This is a genomic window from Paenibacillus artemisiicola, from assembly GCF_017652985.1.
GTDB classification, from domain to species: Bacteria; Bacillota; Bacilli; order Paenibacillales; family Paenibacillaceae; genus Paenibacillus_Z; species Paenibacillus_Z artemisiicola.
The window spans coordinates 268,951-283,356 of record NZ_JAGGDJ010000005.1; the positions used below are offsets into that span (position 1 = coordinate 268,951).

The 14,406-nt window shown below is 66.3% G+C and carries 11 protein-coding genes and 1 pseudogene; 6 read left to right on the forward strand and 6 right to left on the reverse strand.

Going from position 1 to position 14,406, the window contains the following annotated elements; all coding sequences use genetic code 11:
* Positions 1-52: 52 nt before the first annotated feature.
* The 3 genes from I8J29_RS11385 to I8J29_RS11395 all read right to left on the reverse strand — a co-directional run bounded on the left by I8J29_RS11385 (position 53) and on the right by I8J29_RS11395 (position 2,026).
* Entirely contained in the window at positions 53-580 is a 528-nt protein-coding gene (locus tag I8J29_RS11385) for a hypothetical protein (RefSeq protein WP_338113130.1), read from the reverse strand.
* Positions 577-1,047 (reverse strand): hypothetical protein, encoded by a 471-nt coding sequence (locus tag I8J29_RS11390; protein ID WP_208847730.1) that lies wholly within the window; start codon positions 1,045-1,047, stop codon positions 577-579. Before I8J29_RS11390 ends, I8J29_RS11385 begins: the two co-directional genes overlap by 4 nt.
* 106 nt (positions 1,048-1,153) lie before the next feature.
* The gene (locus I8J29_RS11395; protein WP_208847731.1) at positions 1,154-2,026 is read right to left on the reverse strand and encodes a helix-turn-helix transcriptional regulator; all 873 of its coding nucleotides are present in this window, start codon (positions 2,024-2,026) and stop codon (positions 1,154-1,156) included.
* Positions 2,027-2,178: 152 nt separating this feature from the next.
* Between I8J29_RS11395 and I8J29_RS11400 the strand changes: the two genes are divergently transcribed.
* From I8J29_RS11400 to I8J29_RS11420, 5 genes are all read left to right on the forward strand, one after another.
* Positions 2,179-4,161, forward strand: a complete 1,983-nt coding sequence (locus I8J29_RS11400) for a glycoside hydrolase family 127 protein (RefSeq protein ID WP_240546116.1) — start codon at positions 2,179-2,181, stop codon at positions 4,159-4,161.
* A 243-nt stretch (positions 4,162-4,404) separates the two neighbouring features.
* Positions 4,405-6,261, forward strand: coding sequence for a heparinase II/III domain-containing protein (locus I8J29_RS11405; RefSeq protein ID WP_208847732.1), 1,857 nt, complete (start codon positions 4,405-4,407; stop codon positions 6,259-6,261).
* An 87-nt stretch (positions 6,262-6,348) separates the two neighbouring features.
* Positions 6,349-8,013, forward strand: a complete 1,665-nt coding sequence (locus I8J29_RS11410) for a hypothetical protein (RefSeq protein ID WP_208847733.1) — start codon at positions 6,349-6,351, stop codon at positions 8,011-8,013.
* Positions 8,004-9,137: a glycosyl hydrolase gene (locus I8J29_RS11415; RefSeq protein WP_420831115.1), complete on the forward strand. Its 1,134-nt coding sequence runs from the start codon at positions 8,004-8,006 to the stop codon at positions 9,135-9,137. The genes I8J29_RS11410 and I8J29_RS11415 overlap by 10 nt, the downstream gene beginning before the upstream one ends.
* Positions 9,138-9,277: 140 nt before the next feature.
* The gene (locus I8J29_RS11420) at positions 9,278-9,466 is read left to right on the forward strand and encodes a hypothetical protein (RefSeq protein ID WP_208847734.1); all 189 of its coding nucleotides are present in this window, start codon (positions 9,278-9,280) and stop codon (positions 9,464-9,466) included.
* Between the two features lie 94 nt (positions 9,467-9,560).
* On the opposite strand, the gene I8J29_RS11425 is transcribed toward I8J29_RS11420, so the two are convergent.
* Positions 9,561-10,151, reverse strand: coding sequence for a P-loop nucleotide/nucleoside kinase family protein (locus I8J29_RS11425; protein WP_208847735.1), 591 nt, complete (start codon positions 10,149-10,151; stop codon positions 9,561-9,563).
* Between the two features lie 410 nt (positions 10,152-10,561).
* On the opposite strand from I8J29_RS11425, the gene I8J29_RS11430 reads away from it, so the two are divergent.
* Positions 10,562-12,490, forward strand: a complete 1,929-nt coding sequence (locus I8J29_RS11430; RefSeq protein WP_208847736.1) for a D-apionate lactonase family protein — start codon at positions 10,562-10,564, stop codon at positions 12,488-12,490.
* 227 nt (positions 12,491-12,717) lie between these two features.
* Here the strand turns inward: I8J29_RS11430 and I8J29_RS11435 are convergent, their stop codons facing one another.
* Together I8J29_RS11435 and I8J29_RS11440 are read right to left on the reverse strand one after the other, a co-directional pair.
* Positions 12,718-13,320, reverse strand: coding sequence for a hypothetical protein (locus I8J29_RS11435; RefSeq protein WP_208847737.1), 603 nt, complete (start codon positions 13,318-13,320; stop codon positions 12,718-12,720).
* 880 nt (positions 13,321-14,200) lie between these two features.
* Positions 14,201-14,362 (reverse strand): annotated as a pseudogene (locus tag I8J29_RS11440) (DUF2188 domain-containing protein); the annotation flags it as partial.
* Positions 14,363-14,406: the final 44 nt, after the last annotated feature.

Consider the following 14,406-nt stretch of genomic DNA (forward strand, 5'->3'; position numbering starts at 1 on the left):
CGCGGCCGGCAACCGAACCGAACGCATGGGACGCCTCGCCGAACGAGCCGCCTTATGCGTTTTTTGCCTTGTCCGGACCGGCAGCCCCGCGCCCCGCTCCGCCGCGGCCGTAGCGCAAAAACAGCATGGTCCAAGCCGTCTGCACGATCAGGTAAATCGGGAACGAATAGGCAAGCTTATACCCGTAATTGTAATGAAACACGCCGATTCGGACCGAGATCCATTCCAGTCCGACGGAAGCCAGCGACCAGGCGAGAATATAGACCGGTACATAAGGCATTCTGACGCGAAGCTTGTCGAAGACGTAGAAGAACAAGTAGCCGACCGCGCCGTACGCGAAGTACGACAGAAAGTCCATCAATTCGTAATCGGACGTGTCGTTGACGTCGTAATAGCTCACGGGCTCGACGCTAAGGGAGTGATCGAAGAAGAATCCGCTGTACACGCCGCACATGTAATACAGAATCGTTCGCTGCATGGAGAACCGTTTGGGCAGAAACAACACGAGGCCGATGCCGACGAGAAAGCCTCCCAGCACGAACCATTCGTTGGCGTTGAACCGCGTATCGTAAATGATCACGATTGTCCCTCCTCGGCGGGCCGGGCGTTCAGGATCAGCTGGGCCATCACCCGCGCGAACGCGATATAACCGGCGAAGACGATCAACGTATAATATACGTTCCAATGCGGCGTCACCAGGATGCCGAGCTTCTCCTGCAGATATTGGAACGGAATGAACAGCAGCACGATGCCGGACGCGAGGATCCACTTCAGCCATTTCCGGTCGTAAAGCAGGACATGCGAGGCGATCACCAGAATGACCGGAATCACGACCAGGCGCATGACCAGATTGGCGTAAGACGGTTCGTTCCCATGAGGGACGATGACCCAATCGAGATTGACGTGCACGATCGTAAACGCGCTGAGCTCGAATACCGTACCGCTGAAGAAGACGAACAGCGACTCGAGCTCGGTCAGTTTCTTGGGAATGAGCGAAAGCGCGATAATGGCGCAGCAAGCCAGAAAAATGCAAATCGCGAGCGACATGGCGACCACCTTTGTACGGAGCCTCGGCGGAGGTAGAATTATTTCCATTATCGTCCAGTAAGGCGCCGGATAAACGCCTTCGCCCGAACGCGCGCGACGACGCGCGTCACGTCGAGTACCGTTTACGGAACTGCAGCGGGGACAAGCCGGCGAACTGCCGAAAACGGCCGGAGAAGTACGGGGCGCTGGAGAAGCCGGTCCGCTCGGCGATTCGCGCGACGGGCCATTCCGTCTTGAGCAGCAGCAGCTTCGCCTGTTCGAGCCGGTACCGGTGCAGATAGGCCATCGGCGAGCAGCCGAACGTTTCCTTCATGCAGCGCACGACGTAGTTCGGGTGAAAATGAAGCGCCTCCGCCAGCGAGCGGTTCGTGACGTCCGATTGGTAATGCTGCCGGAGATAGGCCTCGGCCTTGTTGGCGAGGCGGACGGCGGGCGCGTCCTCGTCCCGCTCGGCCCCGCGGTCCTCCAGCAGGTCGAGCAGCTCCAGGAACAGCCGCTGCTCCTGCCAGTACGCCGCGGTCCGTCCGCGGCCGGCTTCCGCCAGCAGCTTGGCGAGCAGCCCCCGCGCCTCGGCGAACTCCGCCGGCGAGGCGTATTGCGGCAGGAGGAGCGTGCGCGGATTGGTCCACATTTGCCGCAGCGGCGCGGGACGCTCGGCCGCTTCCGCGGCCGCCTCCGCCGTCCATTCGCCGGCGAAATCGAAATGAATCCAGTAGAACGCCGTCTCCGTCTCGCAGGGCTTGACCGCGTAATGATAGCGGTCCGGCAGCAGCAGAAGCGTCTGCCCCGCCGCGACGTCCCATTGCCGGTTCTCTTCGCCGATGTGCAGCGTGCCCCGCACGACCCACAGCAGGTCGAAGATGCCGAGATTGCGCCGGTTCGGATGCTGGTCGCCGGGGGCGAAGACGGACAAGCCGGTCGTGACGTAGTACGGCAGCGGCGGGAGCGACAGCGCGATCAGGCCGTTACGGTCGGACATGGATATGGCCTCCTTGTTCGTCGAGGGTGAAATATCGCAAAAAAGAGGGTCGTTTTAGCCGTAGAAGACCCTTTCATCCGAGGATAAACTATCGGTAGGCAATGTTCAAATCCCATCATTTCTTCAGGCAAAAGGAGAGGACGTACGTGGCGATGCAAATGAGCGGCAAACCCGAAGGCGTACGCATTCGGGACGATTTTTGGGACCGGTACACGGACTTGGTCCGGGAAACGGTCATTCCGTACCAATGGGAGGCGCTGAACGACCGGATTCCGGATGCCGCGCCGAGCTACGCGATCCGCAATTTCCGCATCGCGGCCGGGCTGGAAGCGGGCGAGTACGGCGGCATGGTGTTCCAGGACAGCGACGTGGCCAAGTGGCTGGAGGCCGTCGGCTATTCGCTGGCAACCCATCCCGATCCCGAATTGGAGCGCACGGCGGACGAGGTCATCGGCTTGATCGCGCTGGCCCAGCACGAGGACGGGTACTTGAACACGTATTTTACGGTGAAAGCGCCGGACGAGCGGTGGACGAACCTGTACGAGGCGCACGAGCTCTATTGCGCGGGCCATATGATGGAGGCGGCGGTCGCCTATTACGAGGCGACGGGGAAGCGGAAGCTGCTCGACGTCGTGTGCCGGTTCGCCGATTATATCGGGAACGTGTTCGGCGAGGGACCGGGCCAAATCCGGGGCTACGACGGCCATCAGGAGATCGAGCTCGCGCTCGTCAAGCTGCACCGGGCGACGGGCGAGGAGCGATACTTGAAGCTGGCGCGATTCTTCATCGACGAGCGCGGCGCGCAGCCGAATTTTCTGGTCGACGAGACGAACCGCCGCGACGGTCGGAGCATCTGGACGGAGCGGCGGCTGCGGCCGACCGCGGCGGACATGGCCTACAACCAAGCGGACGTGCCCGTGCGCGAGCAGACGGCCGCGGTCGGCCATTCCGTGCGGGCCGTGTACATGTACACGGCCATGGCGGACCTGGCCCGCATCGCGGGCGACCGGGAACTGGCCGAGGCTTGCCGGCGCTTGTGGGCCAATATGACGCGGAAGCAGATGTACATCACGGGCGGCATCGGTTCGACGCATCACGGCGAAGCCTTCACGTTCGACTACGACCTGCCGAACGATACGGTCTACGCCGAGACATGCGCCTCCATCGGGCTGATCTTCTTTGCGCAGCGGATGCTGAAGCTGGAGCCGAAGGCCGACTACGCCGACGTCATGGAGCGCGCGCTCTACAACAACGTGATCGCCAGCATGTCGCAGGACGGCAAGCATTACTTCTACGTCAATCCGCTCGAGGTCTGGCCGGAGGCGTCCGCGCGCAATCCGGGCCGGCATCACGTCAAGGCGGTCCGGCAAAAGTGGTTCGGCTGCTCCTGCTGCCCGCCGAACGTGGCGCGGCTGCTGAGCTCGCTGCACGATTACGTCTATACGGCCGACCCGGCGTCCGACACGATCTACGCGCATCTCTTCATCGGCGGCGAGGCGCGGTTCGCGCTGGCGGCCGGACCGGTCGGGCTCGCGCAGCAATCCTGGCTGCCCTGGGAAGGGCGCGTCCGCTTCGAGCTGACCGAGGCGCCTTCCGCGCCGTTCGCGCTCGCGCTGCGCATCCCGGCCTGGTGCGCGGGGCAAGCCGCGCTCGCGATCAACGGCCGACCGGCGCCGTACGAGACGAAGGACGGCTACGCGGTCGTGCGCCGCGCTTGGGCGCTGGGCGACGTCGTCGAGTGGGCGCCGGAGCTGTCGGCGCGGCTGACGGCGGCGCATCCCGACATCCGCGCGAACGCGGGCAAGGCCGCCGTCGAGCGCGGACCGCTCGTGTACTGCCTGGAGGAGGCCGACAACGGCCGGCCGCTCGCGTCCCTGTCGATTCCGGCGGACGCGAAGCTGACGGCCGCGTTCGAAGCCGGACTGCCCGGAGGGGCGGTCGTCATCGACGCGGAGGGACGGGCCGACGAGCGGGACTCCTGGCAGGCGGAGACGGCTTACCGCCCGCTGGCGGAGCGGCTCCGGCCGATCCCGGTCAAGCTGCGGGCGGTCCCGTATTACCTGTGGGGCAATCGCGAGCCGGGCGAAATGACGGTATGGGTCCGCGTGTCCGATGCGGCGGGCGGGAAGGAATGAAACGATGACCGACGGAACGGCGGCTTCGGATGCGTAGGCATCCGGGGCCGCTTTTTTTGGCGCGGCGCCGAGGCCGCCGGACGGATCGGGAAGCTCGTTCGCGCGCGGGAAGGGCCGGGCCTACGGCCCTATCCCCGCCGCCGTCAAATATTTATGCGGACGGCTCAAGATTCGACCAAATCCGCCATGCGGTTTTTTATACAATGAAGAGGTACGAGCCAAGGGAAGAGGAGGGGCGACGCGATGGAGCGCGAGCGCATATCGGCCGCGTTGGCCGCCGGCGCGCCGGGAGGGGCCGGGCTGTTGTTTCCGGAAGGCGGGCAGGACGAATTTTGGCGGCAGGTGAACGAAACCGACGATTACCGCGAAGCCGCCGCGGAAATCCGCGAAGAGGGGCGGAGGCTGCTCGGCGAACCGATTCTCGAGCCGACCTACGCGCAGTTCGCGACGTTCGAGCGGACGGGCCACCGGCTCGCCTACGAACAGGTCTACTTCGCGAAACGGCGAAGGCTGAACACGATGGCGCTCCTGACGCTGCTGGAGCCCGGGAACGAAGCCTGCCGCGGGGCGCTGCAGGACATCGTCTGGTCGATTTGCAACGAATATACGTGGTGCCTGCCGGCGCATCTGCGCGGCGCCGCGGAGACGGACGGCGGGCTGGCCTTCGCCGTCGAATCCCCCGAATGGAGCCGCCGGGAACGGGATGCGCGCATCGATCTCTTCGCGGCGGAGACGGGCTTCGCGCTCGCCGAAATCTCGGTGCTGACGGACGGGGCGCTCCCGCCGCTGCTGCGGAGCCGCATCGAGGAGGAAGTCGTCGGCCGGCTGTTCAAGCCGTACCTGCGGCAGGGGCCCTACTTCTGGGAAACGGCGGAGCATAACTGGGCGGCGGTCTGCGCCGGTTCCGTCGCGTCCGCGGCGCTGCTGCTGCTGCCGCATTCGGAGTCGCTGACGGCGATCGTCGGCAAGGCGCTCGGCACGATGGAGCATTACTTGGCCGGCTTCGGCGCCGACGGCGCTTGCCTGGAAGGGATCGGGTACTGGAATTACGGCTTCGGCTACTATGCGTACTTCGCGGATTTGCTGAAGCAGCGGACGAAGGGCGGCATCGATCTCTTCCGCGGCGACAAAGTCCGGCGGATCGCCGAGTTTCAGCAGAAGGCGTATCTGGACAGCGGGACGACGGTGAATTTCTCGGACTCCGCCGGGCACGCCTACGTCCAGATCGGCCTGTCGCATTACTTGGCCGGCCTCTATCCCGGCATCGCGGTCCCGCCGGACGCGCTGCGGGCGCCGTACGCGGACGACCATTGCAGCCGCTGGGCGCACGCGCTGCGCAACGTGCTCTGGTTCGATCCCGCGCTGCGGGGCGCCGATTGGGCGGATGGCGATTATTATTTGCCGGACGCGCAGTGGCTCGTCGGCCGGAAGACGACCGGCCGCGGGCGCTTCGGCTTCGCCGCCAAGGCCGGCCGCAACGACGAACCGCACAACCATAACGATATCGGGCAGTTCATGCTGACCGCGGACGGCGAGACGTTCGTCTGCGATCTTGGCAGCGGCGAGTACACGGCCGAATATTTCGGCGCGGGGCGCTACGGATACGCCTGCAACGGGTCGCAGGGCCACTCCGTTCCGGTCGCGGACGGGCGCGGGCAGACGGAAGGCGCGCGGAGCGCCGCGCGGGACGTCGCCGCGTCGATCGGCGAGGAGGCGGACGAGCTCCGGCTCGAACTGGCGGACGCCTACCGCGCGCCGGGGCTGGAATCGCTGCGCCGGCGGCTGGAATGGCGCAAGACCGAGCTGCCGCTGCTCGTGCTGGAGGACGAGTGCCGGTTCGGCGACGCGCCGGGGACGTTCGCGGAACGCGTGGTGACCCGGCTCGAGCCGGTCCTGCGCGACGACGCCCGCGTGACGCTGCAGGGCAGGGCGGGCCGCCGGCTGGTCATCGCCTACGACGACGGCGAGCTGGAGGCGAGCGCCATGCGGCATGTCATGCGCGGCCACGACGGCCGGGACACCGTCTGGCACGCCGTCGAGTTCGCGAGCCGGCGGCCGAAGACGGCGCACCGGGTCAGGCTGGAATTCCGGTTTGAATAAGGCGCTCGCCAACGCGCGGCTTGCGCGCTGAAGAGACGCCGCGAGGCCAACGGTTCGATATCGATTCTTGCGGAGGAGGAATGGGACATGACGACGAACATGCTGCCGGACCGCGAGGCGCGCCTGCGCGAAATCGCGCGCGGCGCTGCCGTCCGGGCTTTCGGACTGCCTGTACGGCCGAGCGGCCTATGGTTTCACGGCGATATCCGCGACAACTTCTATTACGCCTCGCATCTCTTCGCGGCGGCGGCCGACCCGGAGACGGACCTGCCGTTCGACCGCGCCGAAGCGAAGGCGGCGGCGGTCCGCGTGCTCGGCGAGGTGCTGGCGCTGCAGAACGCCGACCCGGCCGCCGAGCCGTACGGCCATTGGCCGCTCGGCCTCGACCCGTCGCCGCGGGAGGCGCGGCCGAACCCGCTGCCGGCGGAATTGATGGCCGGCTTGATGGCTTATTTCGCCGCCCGGTACGACGCCGCGCTGCCGGAGGCGCTGCGCGCGGCGTTCCGCGAAGCGCTGGCGCACGCGTACCGGAGCCGCTTCTACGACAAGCCGCTGCGGGCATTCAACCATCACGAAGCCAAGTACACGGCGCTCAAGCTGATCTTCGGCCGCCGGTTCGCGGATGCGGCGCTGCTCGCGGACGGACGGCGCAGCCTGAAGCGGACGCTGGCGCATGTCCGCGAACGGGGGATGGCCGAATACGGGGCGCTGCCTTGGTTCTGGCATTGGGTGCAAGCGTTCACATGCGCGCTGGCGCTGGCCGGGGACGGCGGCGGGCGCGAGGACGAGGAAGAGCGGGCCGACCTGCGCGGGCTGCTCGATTGGCTCTGGAACGAGCGGGCGCTCTATTACCTGAAGGGCGCCTGGGCCGCCCCGCATTCCCGCGCGCTGGCGCACGACCTGCCGAAGGACGGCAACGTGCTGTTCGACTACGCGCAGTTCGGCGATTTTCCGCTGCCGGACGACCTGCCCCGCCTGGAATATGCCGGTCTGCTGTTCTACGAGGCGCCCGAGGAGGCGCGCCGCACGGCGCTCGACCGCCGGAAGCCGGCCGAGGTGCGGAAGCGGATCGCGAGCGAAGACGGCGGCGAAGAGACGGCGCTGCACGCGTACACGTATATAACGGCACGGTTCGCCGCGGGCGGCGTGCTAGAGCGGCGCGAGGAGTTCGACAACGAGCAGCACCGCTGGGACGTCACGCTGCCGCTGCTGGCGTCCGGCAGCGTCAACAAGGCGTATTTCTTCCATCCCGGGCGGGGTTACGCGGAAGGCGACCCCCGTCACCGCAGCGGCCATGAGCAAGTGCTGTTCCACAAGAACGTCGTCATGGCGCTGTACGACATTCCGGAGACGGAGGACGGGCGGATCGTCGGCGTCCTGCCGAAGGGCGAATGGATCGCCGCGGGCAACGCCCTGCATGCGCTCGTGAACGACGTGTATTTGACGGTCTATCTCATGCAGCCGTTCGCGCTGCGGGAGGAATCCGACCGGATGACGGTGGTCTGCGCCGGCCGGCGGCACGGCGTCGTGGTGGAGGCCATGTCGGCGGAGGACGCGGACTGCATGGGCATCGACGGCCTGGAGGCGCTGATCGCCGGCCGGAAGCAGCGTCCGCCCGTCTTCGGCGACGGCGAGGCGCTCCGCATCGATTACGTGACCCGGCAGGGGCAGCCGCTGCGGCTGCAATGGGACGACGCACATGGGACGCCGGCAAGCGAACCGGCGAATTCGGGAGGAGGCGCATGGCGATGAACCGGGAGACCGAGTGGGTCGAGGAAGCATGGGCGCGGACGGTGGACAAGGTGAAACGGACGAGCGGGCGGATCGGCAGCGGGTACCCGCACGCGAGCGTAAACGGCCGTTACGCGCTGGAGGCGCCGGACTGGTGGACGGCCGGCTTCTGGCCGGGGCTGCTCTGGCTGCTGCACGACGGAAGCGGGGAGGCATCCTTCCGGCAGCTGGCCGAGGCTTGCGAGGAAGGGCTCGACGCCGTGCTGGCCGCCTACGACCAGCTCGATCACGACGCGGGCTTCATGTGGACGCTGACGAGCGTCGCGCGGTATAAGCGGTACGGCGCGGAGGACTCGAAGAACCGCGCGCTGCTCGCCGCCGGCCAGCTGGCCGGGCGATTCAACCTGAAGGGGAATTATATCCGCGCCTGGAACACGTGGCGGGCGGGCGACGACAACGCGGGCCTCGCGATCATCGACTGCGCGATGAACATGCCGCTGCTATTCTGGGCTTCGGCCGAGACGGGCGATCCCCGCTTCCGGCACGTGGCCGAGGCGCATCTGGACACGGTGCTGCGGGAATTCGTGCGCCCGGACGGCTCCGTGTACCATATCGTCCGGTTCGATCCCGGGACGGGCGAGCGGCTCGAGCGGATCGGCGGTCAGGGCTTCGCGCCGGAATCCGCCTGGTCGCGCGGCACGGCTTGGGCGCTCTACGGCTTGGCGCTCGCCTATCGCCATACCGGCCGGACCGCGTATTTGGACGGCGCGAAGCGCGTGGCGCATTTCTTCGTCGCCCATCTGCCGGAAGACGGCGTGCCGCACTGGGATTTTCGCCTGCCGGAAGGCGCCGAGCGCTTCCGCGACACGTCCGCTGGCGCTTGCGCCGCCTGCGGCCTGCTGCTTCTGGCGGATTGCGCGCCGGCGCACGGCGCGCCTTACCGGGCGGCGGGCGTCCGGATGCTGGAGTCGCTGTACCGCAACTACGGCGCCTGGGACGACGACGGGGAGGAAGGGTTGATCCGCGGCGGTACCAGCATTTATCCCGAGCGCAAAAACGTCGACGTGCCGCTCATCTACGGCGATTATTTCTTCACGGAAGGACTGGCGCGCTTGAAGGGCGCGGCGGCCATCGCCTGGGAGTAGCGGCGCTTCGTTCGCGATAGTCGGGTTGCACGAGGGGGTCGCTCGCTTGTTCGTAACGGTTCCATGCCGCGATTTTGTAGACTGCGCGCGGGAAGTCCGCGACGGGCGAGACGACGATTTTACGAGGGAGAGGAGCGAGCATGTATTTTTGTTTAAAGTGTCAGCGTCTCCACGAGCGCGCCGTGCCCGGGGCGGCCATGACGTCCGGCTTCGTTTACCGGGACTGGACGCTCGTGCCCGCGGGGATTTGTTCGGAGCCGCCGGCCGCCGCCCCGAAGGACGGCGAGGACAAACGGCCGCTCGAGGGCGCCGGGCTGATCTTGGCGTAAGCCGGCCCGGGGCGCGTACCGGAGCGAGGACCGAAAAGGACCGGAGCAGGCATGGGCCAGCTCCGGTCCTTCTCGTCTTATTGGCGCCGCGTCGTCAGCCGCCGCCGAGCACGAAGCGCTCGAGGCCGGCCAGCTTCGCGTCCGTGAACGGCCCCGAATTGTCGAAGTCGAGGACGGAGCCCGGCGGAAGCGGCCAGGCGATCGTCCTGCGCCGCAGCGCGCGCCGGAACTCGTCCCAATGGCCCAGCTTCCATGCGTCGAGCGCGGATCCCCGCGCTTCGATGCGCGTCCGGTAATCGTCGTCTCCCGGCAGGAAGACGGAGACGACCTTGACGTTCGCGTCGCCGGCGGACGCGCCGATGCGGGCGAGTTCGCGGTCCAGCCAGGCCGGGTCCTCCGTCTCCTTCGTGAACGGGCCGATCACGACGGCATCGAGGCCGAGGGCCAGCTGCTGCAGCGTGGCGTCCATCGTGATCCGGTAGCCCAGATCGCGGCAATGTTCCTTATAGAACGGCGAGTCCCGGTCCTCCGGGTCCTTGCCGGCAAGCGTCATGATCGCCTCCGCCGCCGGCCGGAGCAGCGTGTCCATGTCGAGGAACGCGCCGCCGTGCCGGCGTACCCACGCTTCGGCCAGCGTCGTTTTCCCGGCGCCGGCCGGGCCGACGAAAAAGAGCAGCTTGCGCATGCGTCCACCTCCGGTCCGTTTGATCGTCATAAGCGCTTGTGAGCTTGTACCGACATTGTAGCACAGGGGAAGCCGGGAGCGCGCGGCCGCGGGCGGGCGAAGGGGCGAACGAAAGAATGAAAGAACGAATGAAAGAACGAAAAAACGAAAGAACGAAAGAACGAAAGAACGAAAGAACAAAAGGACGAACGGACAAACGGACGAACGGTTGAACGGTTGAACGGACAAACGGACGAACGAACGGAGATGCTTATCGGACGGAGAGCGGCATCGCGGAGTTTTTACCGCCCGCCGCAAGGGAGCGCTTGCAGCCGCGGCGAATACATCCGGTAATCGGGAAGCGTCCCCGCCTTTGCCCAAGGGGGGCCATGATGCCATTCGATGAACAAGCGAGCAAAGGAGGCGAAAGCATGACAGACGCGCAACAACTCCGCCTGCTCCGGTACGGGTCCCCGGATCCGCTGCCCGAGCGGCACGCGCTGCGGGCAGGTCCGCTGACGGCCGTTTTCGAGGAGGGCGGCCTGCGGTATATCCGGTTCGGGGATGTCGAGATCGTCCGGGGCTTGTACGCCGCGGTGCGAGACCGCGACTGGGGGACGGTCCGGCCGGCGTTCCGGAACGTCGAGATCGCGCAGGACGCGGATTCGTTCCGCGTCCGGTTCACGGCCGAGCACCGGCGGGGCGACATCGATTTCACGTGGGAGGGCGTCATCGACGGCAGCGCGGAAGGGACGATCGCGTTTTCGTTCGACGGCGCGGCGCATGCCGCGTTCCTGAAGAACCGGATCGGCTTCTGCGTGCTGCATCCCGCCGCGCTGGCCGGCACGCCCGTCGAGACGGAGACGCCGGAGGGCACGGTCGTCGGCGCCTTCCCGGAGCGGATCTCGCCGCATCAGTCGTTCCGGGAGCTGCGGGCGATCCGGCACGAGGTCCGCCGGGGGCTCACGGCGGAGCTGCGGTTCGACGGCGACCTGTTCGAGATGGAGGATCAGCGCAATTGGACTGACGATTCGTATAAAACGTACTGCACGCCGCTGGCGCTGCCGTATCCGGCGGCCGTGCACGCGGGCGACCGCATCCGGCAGACGGTGACGCTGCGCCTGATCGGCGACCGCGCGCCGTCCGGGAGGACGCAAGCGGCGGCCGACGCGCCGCATGTAGAACTGCTGGACCGGCCTGCCGGCCGGCTTCCGCGCATCGGCCTGGGCAGCGCGCCCGGGCGGGAGCTGGAGCCGCTCGAGGCGGAGAAGCTGCGCCTGCTGCGGCCCGCGTTCCTGCACGCGACGGTCCGGCTCGGCGAGCCGGATTGGCAGGCGGAGCTCGACGCCGCCGCGCGCAATGCCCGGCAGCTGGACTGCGGGCTGGAGCTGGAGGCGCTGCTGCCGGACGGCGCGGACGATGGCGAGCGGGCGGCGGAGCGGCTCGTCGGGGCCATCGCTTCGGGGAGGCTGCGGGTCGACGCCGTCTACCCGTACCGCGTCTCCGCGTACGTCGCCGACGAAGCGCTGCTGGCGCTGCTCGCTGCCCTGCGGAGCGCCGCGGGGGTGACGTTCCGCGTCGGCGGCGGGACGCGGGCGTACTTCGCCGAGTTCAACCGCGCCGCGCTGCCGCTCGCGGCGATGGAAGCGGCGACGTTCGCGCTGAACCCGCAGGTGCACGCGTTCGACGCGGCTTCGATGGCCGAGGCGGCGTCGGCCCAGGGCGCGGCCGTGCGCAGCGCCCGCGCGATCGCGCCGGGCGTGCCGCTCGCCGTCGGTCCGATCACGCTCAAGCCGCGGCTGAATCCGAACGCGTCGAGCCCCGAGGCGGCCGCCGCCGCCGAGAACCGCGCGAACCGCGAGGACGCGCGGCAGCGCTCGCTCTTCGGCGCGGGCTGGACGCTCGGCAGCCTGAAGAGCCTCGCGGAAGCCTCGGCCGACCGCGCGTGCTACTACGAGACGGCGGGAACGCTCGGCTTGCTGCCGGAAGGCGGGGCGGGCGAATACCCGCTGTACCACGTGCTGGCCTGCGCGGGGGCGCTGCAGGGGGAGATAACCGAAGCGTGCCTCGTGCGCGACCGGCTGTCGTACGAGGCGCTGGCCGTCCGGGACGCCGACGGCCGGCGCACGCTGCTGCTCGCGAATTACACGGACGCGCCGCTGCGGCTCCGCGTGCGCGCGCCGTCCTTCCGTCCCGGCCGTCTGCGGCTGCTCGACGACCGCGGCTTGCCTTGCGCCGGCGCGGGCGAGACCGCCGGTCCGTACCCTCGGCTCGCGGACGCACCGCCGCCGGACGTCCTCGACGGCAGCTTCGAGCTGGAACTGCGGCCGTTCGCGTTTGCCGTCGCGGAGGAGGAGTAAGATAGCAGTCGGGTATTTCAGTTGCGGAGAGAGAGAGAGAGAGAGAAAAATAAAAAGAGAAATCCCGGCGATTCATTCATCGGGGCTTTTCTATTTTCTTGCGCATCTCAAGGTTGAGAGAAAGCCGTGGAAATGCGCCGCCTGTTTGCGTCTTGGCTCGAAAAAGACCCCTCCGGATGCGGGGCGGCGGGGCGCGGTCTTTGTTTTGCTTTGCGATTTGGCAGTCGCTACATGCGAATAACGATTTCGCGGCCGGTCGGCATTTGCTCTCCGCGCCGTTCGTATTCCCGGAACGTGAACGCGAGTCCCGCCAGATCGTCGGGCAGCGGCGGGGAGACGATATAATCGTGGGCGTGGTGGCCGCCATGGCTGCTGCCGGCCGGTGAACCGCATTCATAGCCATCGCCGACGGTCAGCTCGTAGTACCGGTAGCGCCGCGATCGGTCGAAGGCCGCGTCTTCTTCCTCGCTGCGATCGATCGTAAAATGCACGACGCTCGCGTTTTCGTACTGCCGAACGAACGGGACGGCGTAGACGGCTTCGCCGAACTCCGTTTGCCTGGCGACGAGGAGGTTTTTGCGAAAGCCGGCCGGCTCGACGATCGGGCGATACAGTCTCTCGTCCATCAGCAAGCCGAACACATACTTCAACTGATCCTCATACAAGCCGTTGTCCGCAGCCCACGCCTCGATATACGCGAAGGGCGGGTAGCCGGGGCGGTTGTCCGAGACGTTCTTTCGTTTCTTGAGCAGCACGCAGAGCGCCTCGTCGATGGCCTTGATCCGCTCGTCGTAATGCTCCGTTGGCCGTTGATAGGGCATCCGTTTCATCGAATTCCTCCTTCCGGAACCTTATGAGACTAGTATACCCTTATTTTGGAAGAAGACGAAGATAGAACTTCGGGCGCGAGCGGCGCGATCGGCGGAGGAAGTGCAGGGGGCGCGGAAAACAACGTCAAACTGCGGTCGAAGCGGGATGGGCGAGATAGGCGTGGTTGAGGCGAGATGAAGGTGACTGGATCACCTACATGAGCGAAATACGGGTGGTTGAGGCGCGATGAAGGCACTTGCATCGCCTTCATGGGCGAGATAGGCGTGGTTAAGGCGAAATGAAGGTGACTAGGTCGCCTACATGAGCGAAATACGGGTGGTTGAGGCGCGATGAAGGCACTTGCATCGCCTTCATGGGCGAGATAGGCGTTGTTGAGGCGCGATGAAGGTGACTGGATCACCTACATGAGCGAAATGCAGGTGTTTGAGGCGCGATGAAGGTGACTAGATCACCTACATGAGCGAAATGCAGGTGTTTGAGGCGAGATGAAGGTGACTAGGTCACCTACATGAGTGAAATACGGGTGGGTGAGGCGAGATGAAGGTGACTAGGTCGCCTACATGAGTGAAATACGGGTGGGTGAGGCGAGATGAAGGTGACTGGATCACCTACATGAGCGAGATACAGGTGTTTGAGGTGGGATGAAGGTGACTGAATCACCCTCATGAGCAAAATGTGCGATGGCAAGGCGGGACGCGGATTGCCGCATCACCCTCATGATCGGGCGGGCAAGCGTTCAGCAATGACCCGGCGCAGCATGCACTACTCGCCCACGCAAAAAAAAGACCGCCCGCGCCTCTCCATCATGACGCGCGGGCGGTCTTCGATTCTCGCGGATTCAAACGGCTAGTGTCCCTTTTTGCGGATTCGCTTGTGCCGGTGCTCGGCCCATTCCTTCGCCTGCGCGGTCGCGATCGAGATCGCGCGGCCTTCCTCGTAGCCGTCCTCGAGCAGCGCGTTGGCGATGTCGATCGCCTTGTTGCGGACGGGGGAGAGAAAGTTTTTGAGCGAATCCGGGTATTCGTCATGCGTCCATGGCATGGGTTCGGCCTCCTTCGCGGCTAGTCTTACGCATCATTAGCCCG

Bases quoted from the DNA above. Each gene is read 5' to 3' on its own strand.
- I8J29_RS11390 (WP_208847730.1), bottom strand. From the start codon at position 1,047: ATGTCGCTCGCGATTTGCATTTTTCTGGCTTGCTGCGCCATTATCGCG.
- I8J29_RS11395 (WP_208847731.1), bottom strand. From the start codon at position 2,026: ATGTCCGACCGTAACGGCCTGATCGCGCTGTCGCTCCCGCCGCTGCCG.
- I8J29_RS11400 (WP_240546116.1), top strand. From the start codon at position 2,179: ATGCAAATGAGCGGCAAACCCGAAGGCGTACGCATTCGGGACGATTTT.
- I8J29_RS11405 (WP_208847732.1), top strand. From the start codon at position 4,405: ATGGAGCGCGAGCGCATATCGGCCGCGTTGGCCGCCGGCGCGCCGGGA.
- I8J29_RS11410 (WP_208847733.1), top strand. From the start codon at position 6,349: ATGACGACGAACATGCTGCCGGACCGCGAGGCGCGCCTGCGCGAAATC.
- I8J29_RS11415 (WP_420831115.1), top strand. From the start codon at position 8,004: ATGGCGATGAACCGGGAGACCGAGTGGGTCGAGGAAGCATGGGCGCGG.
- I8J29_RS11420 (WP_208847734.1), top strand. From the start codon at position 9,278: ATGTATTTTTGTTTAAAGTGTCAGCGTCTCCACGAGCGCGCCGTGCCC.
- I8J29_RS11425 (WP_208847735.1), bottom strand. From the start codon at position 10,151: ATGCGCAAGCTGCTCTTTTTCGTCGGCCCGGCCGGCGCCGGGAAAACG.
- I8J29_RS11430 (WP_208847736.1), top strand. From the start codon at position 10,562: ATGACAGACGCGCAACAACTCCGCCTGCTCCGGTACGGGTCCCCGGAT.
- I8J29_RS11435 (WP_208847737.1), bottom strand. From the start codon at position 13,320: ATGAAACGGATGCCCTATCAACGGCCAACGGAGCATTACGACGAGCGG.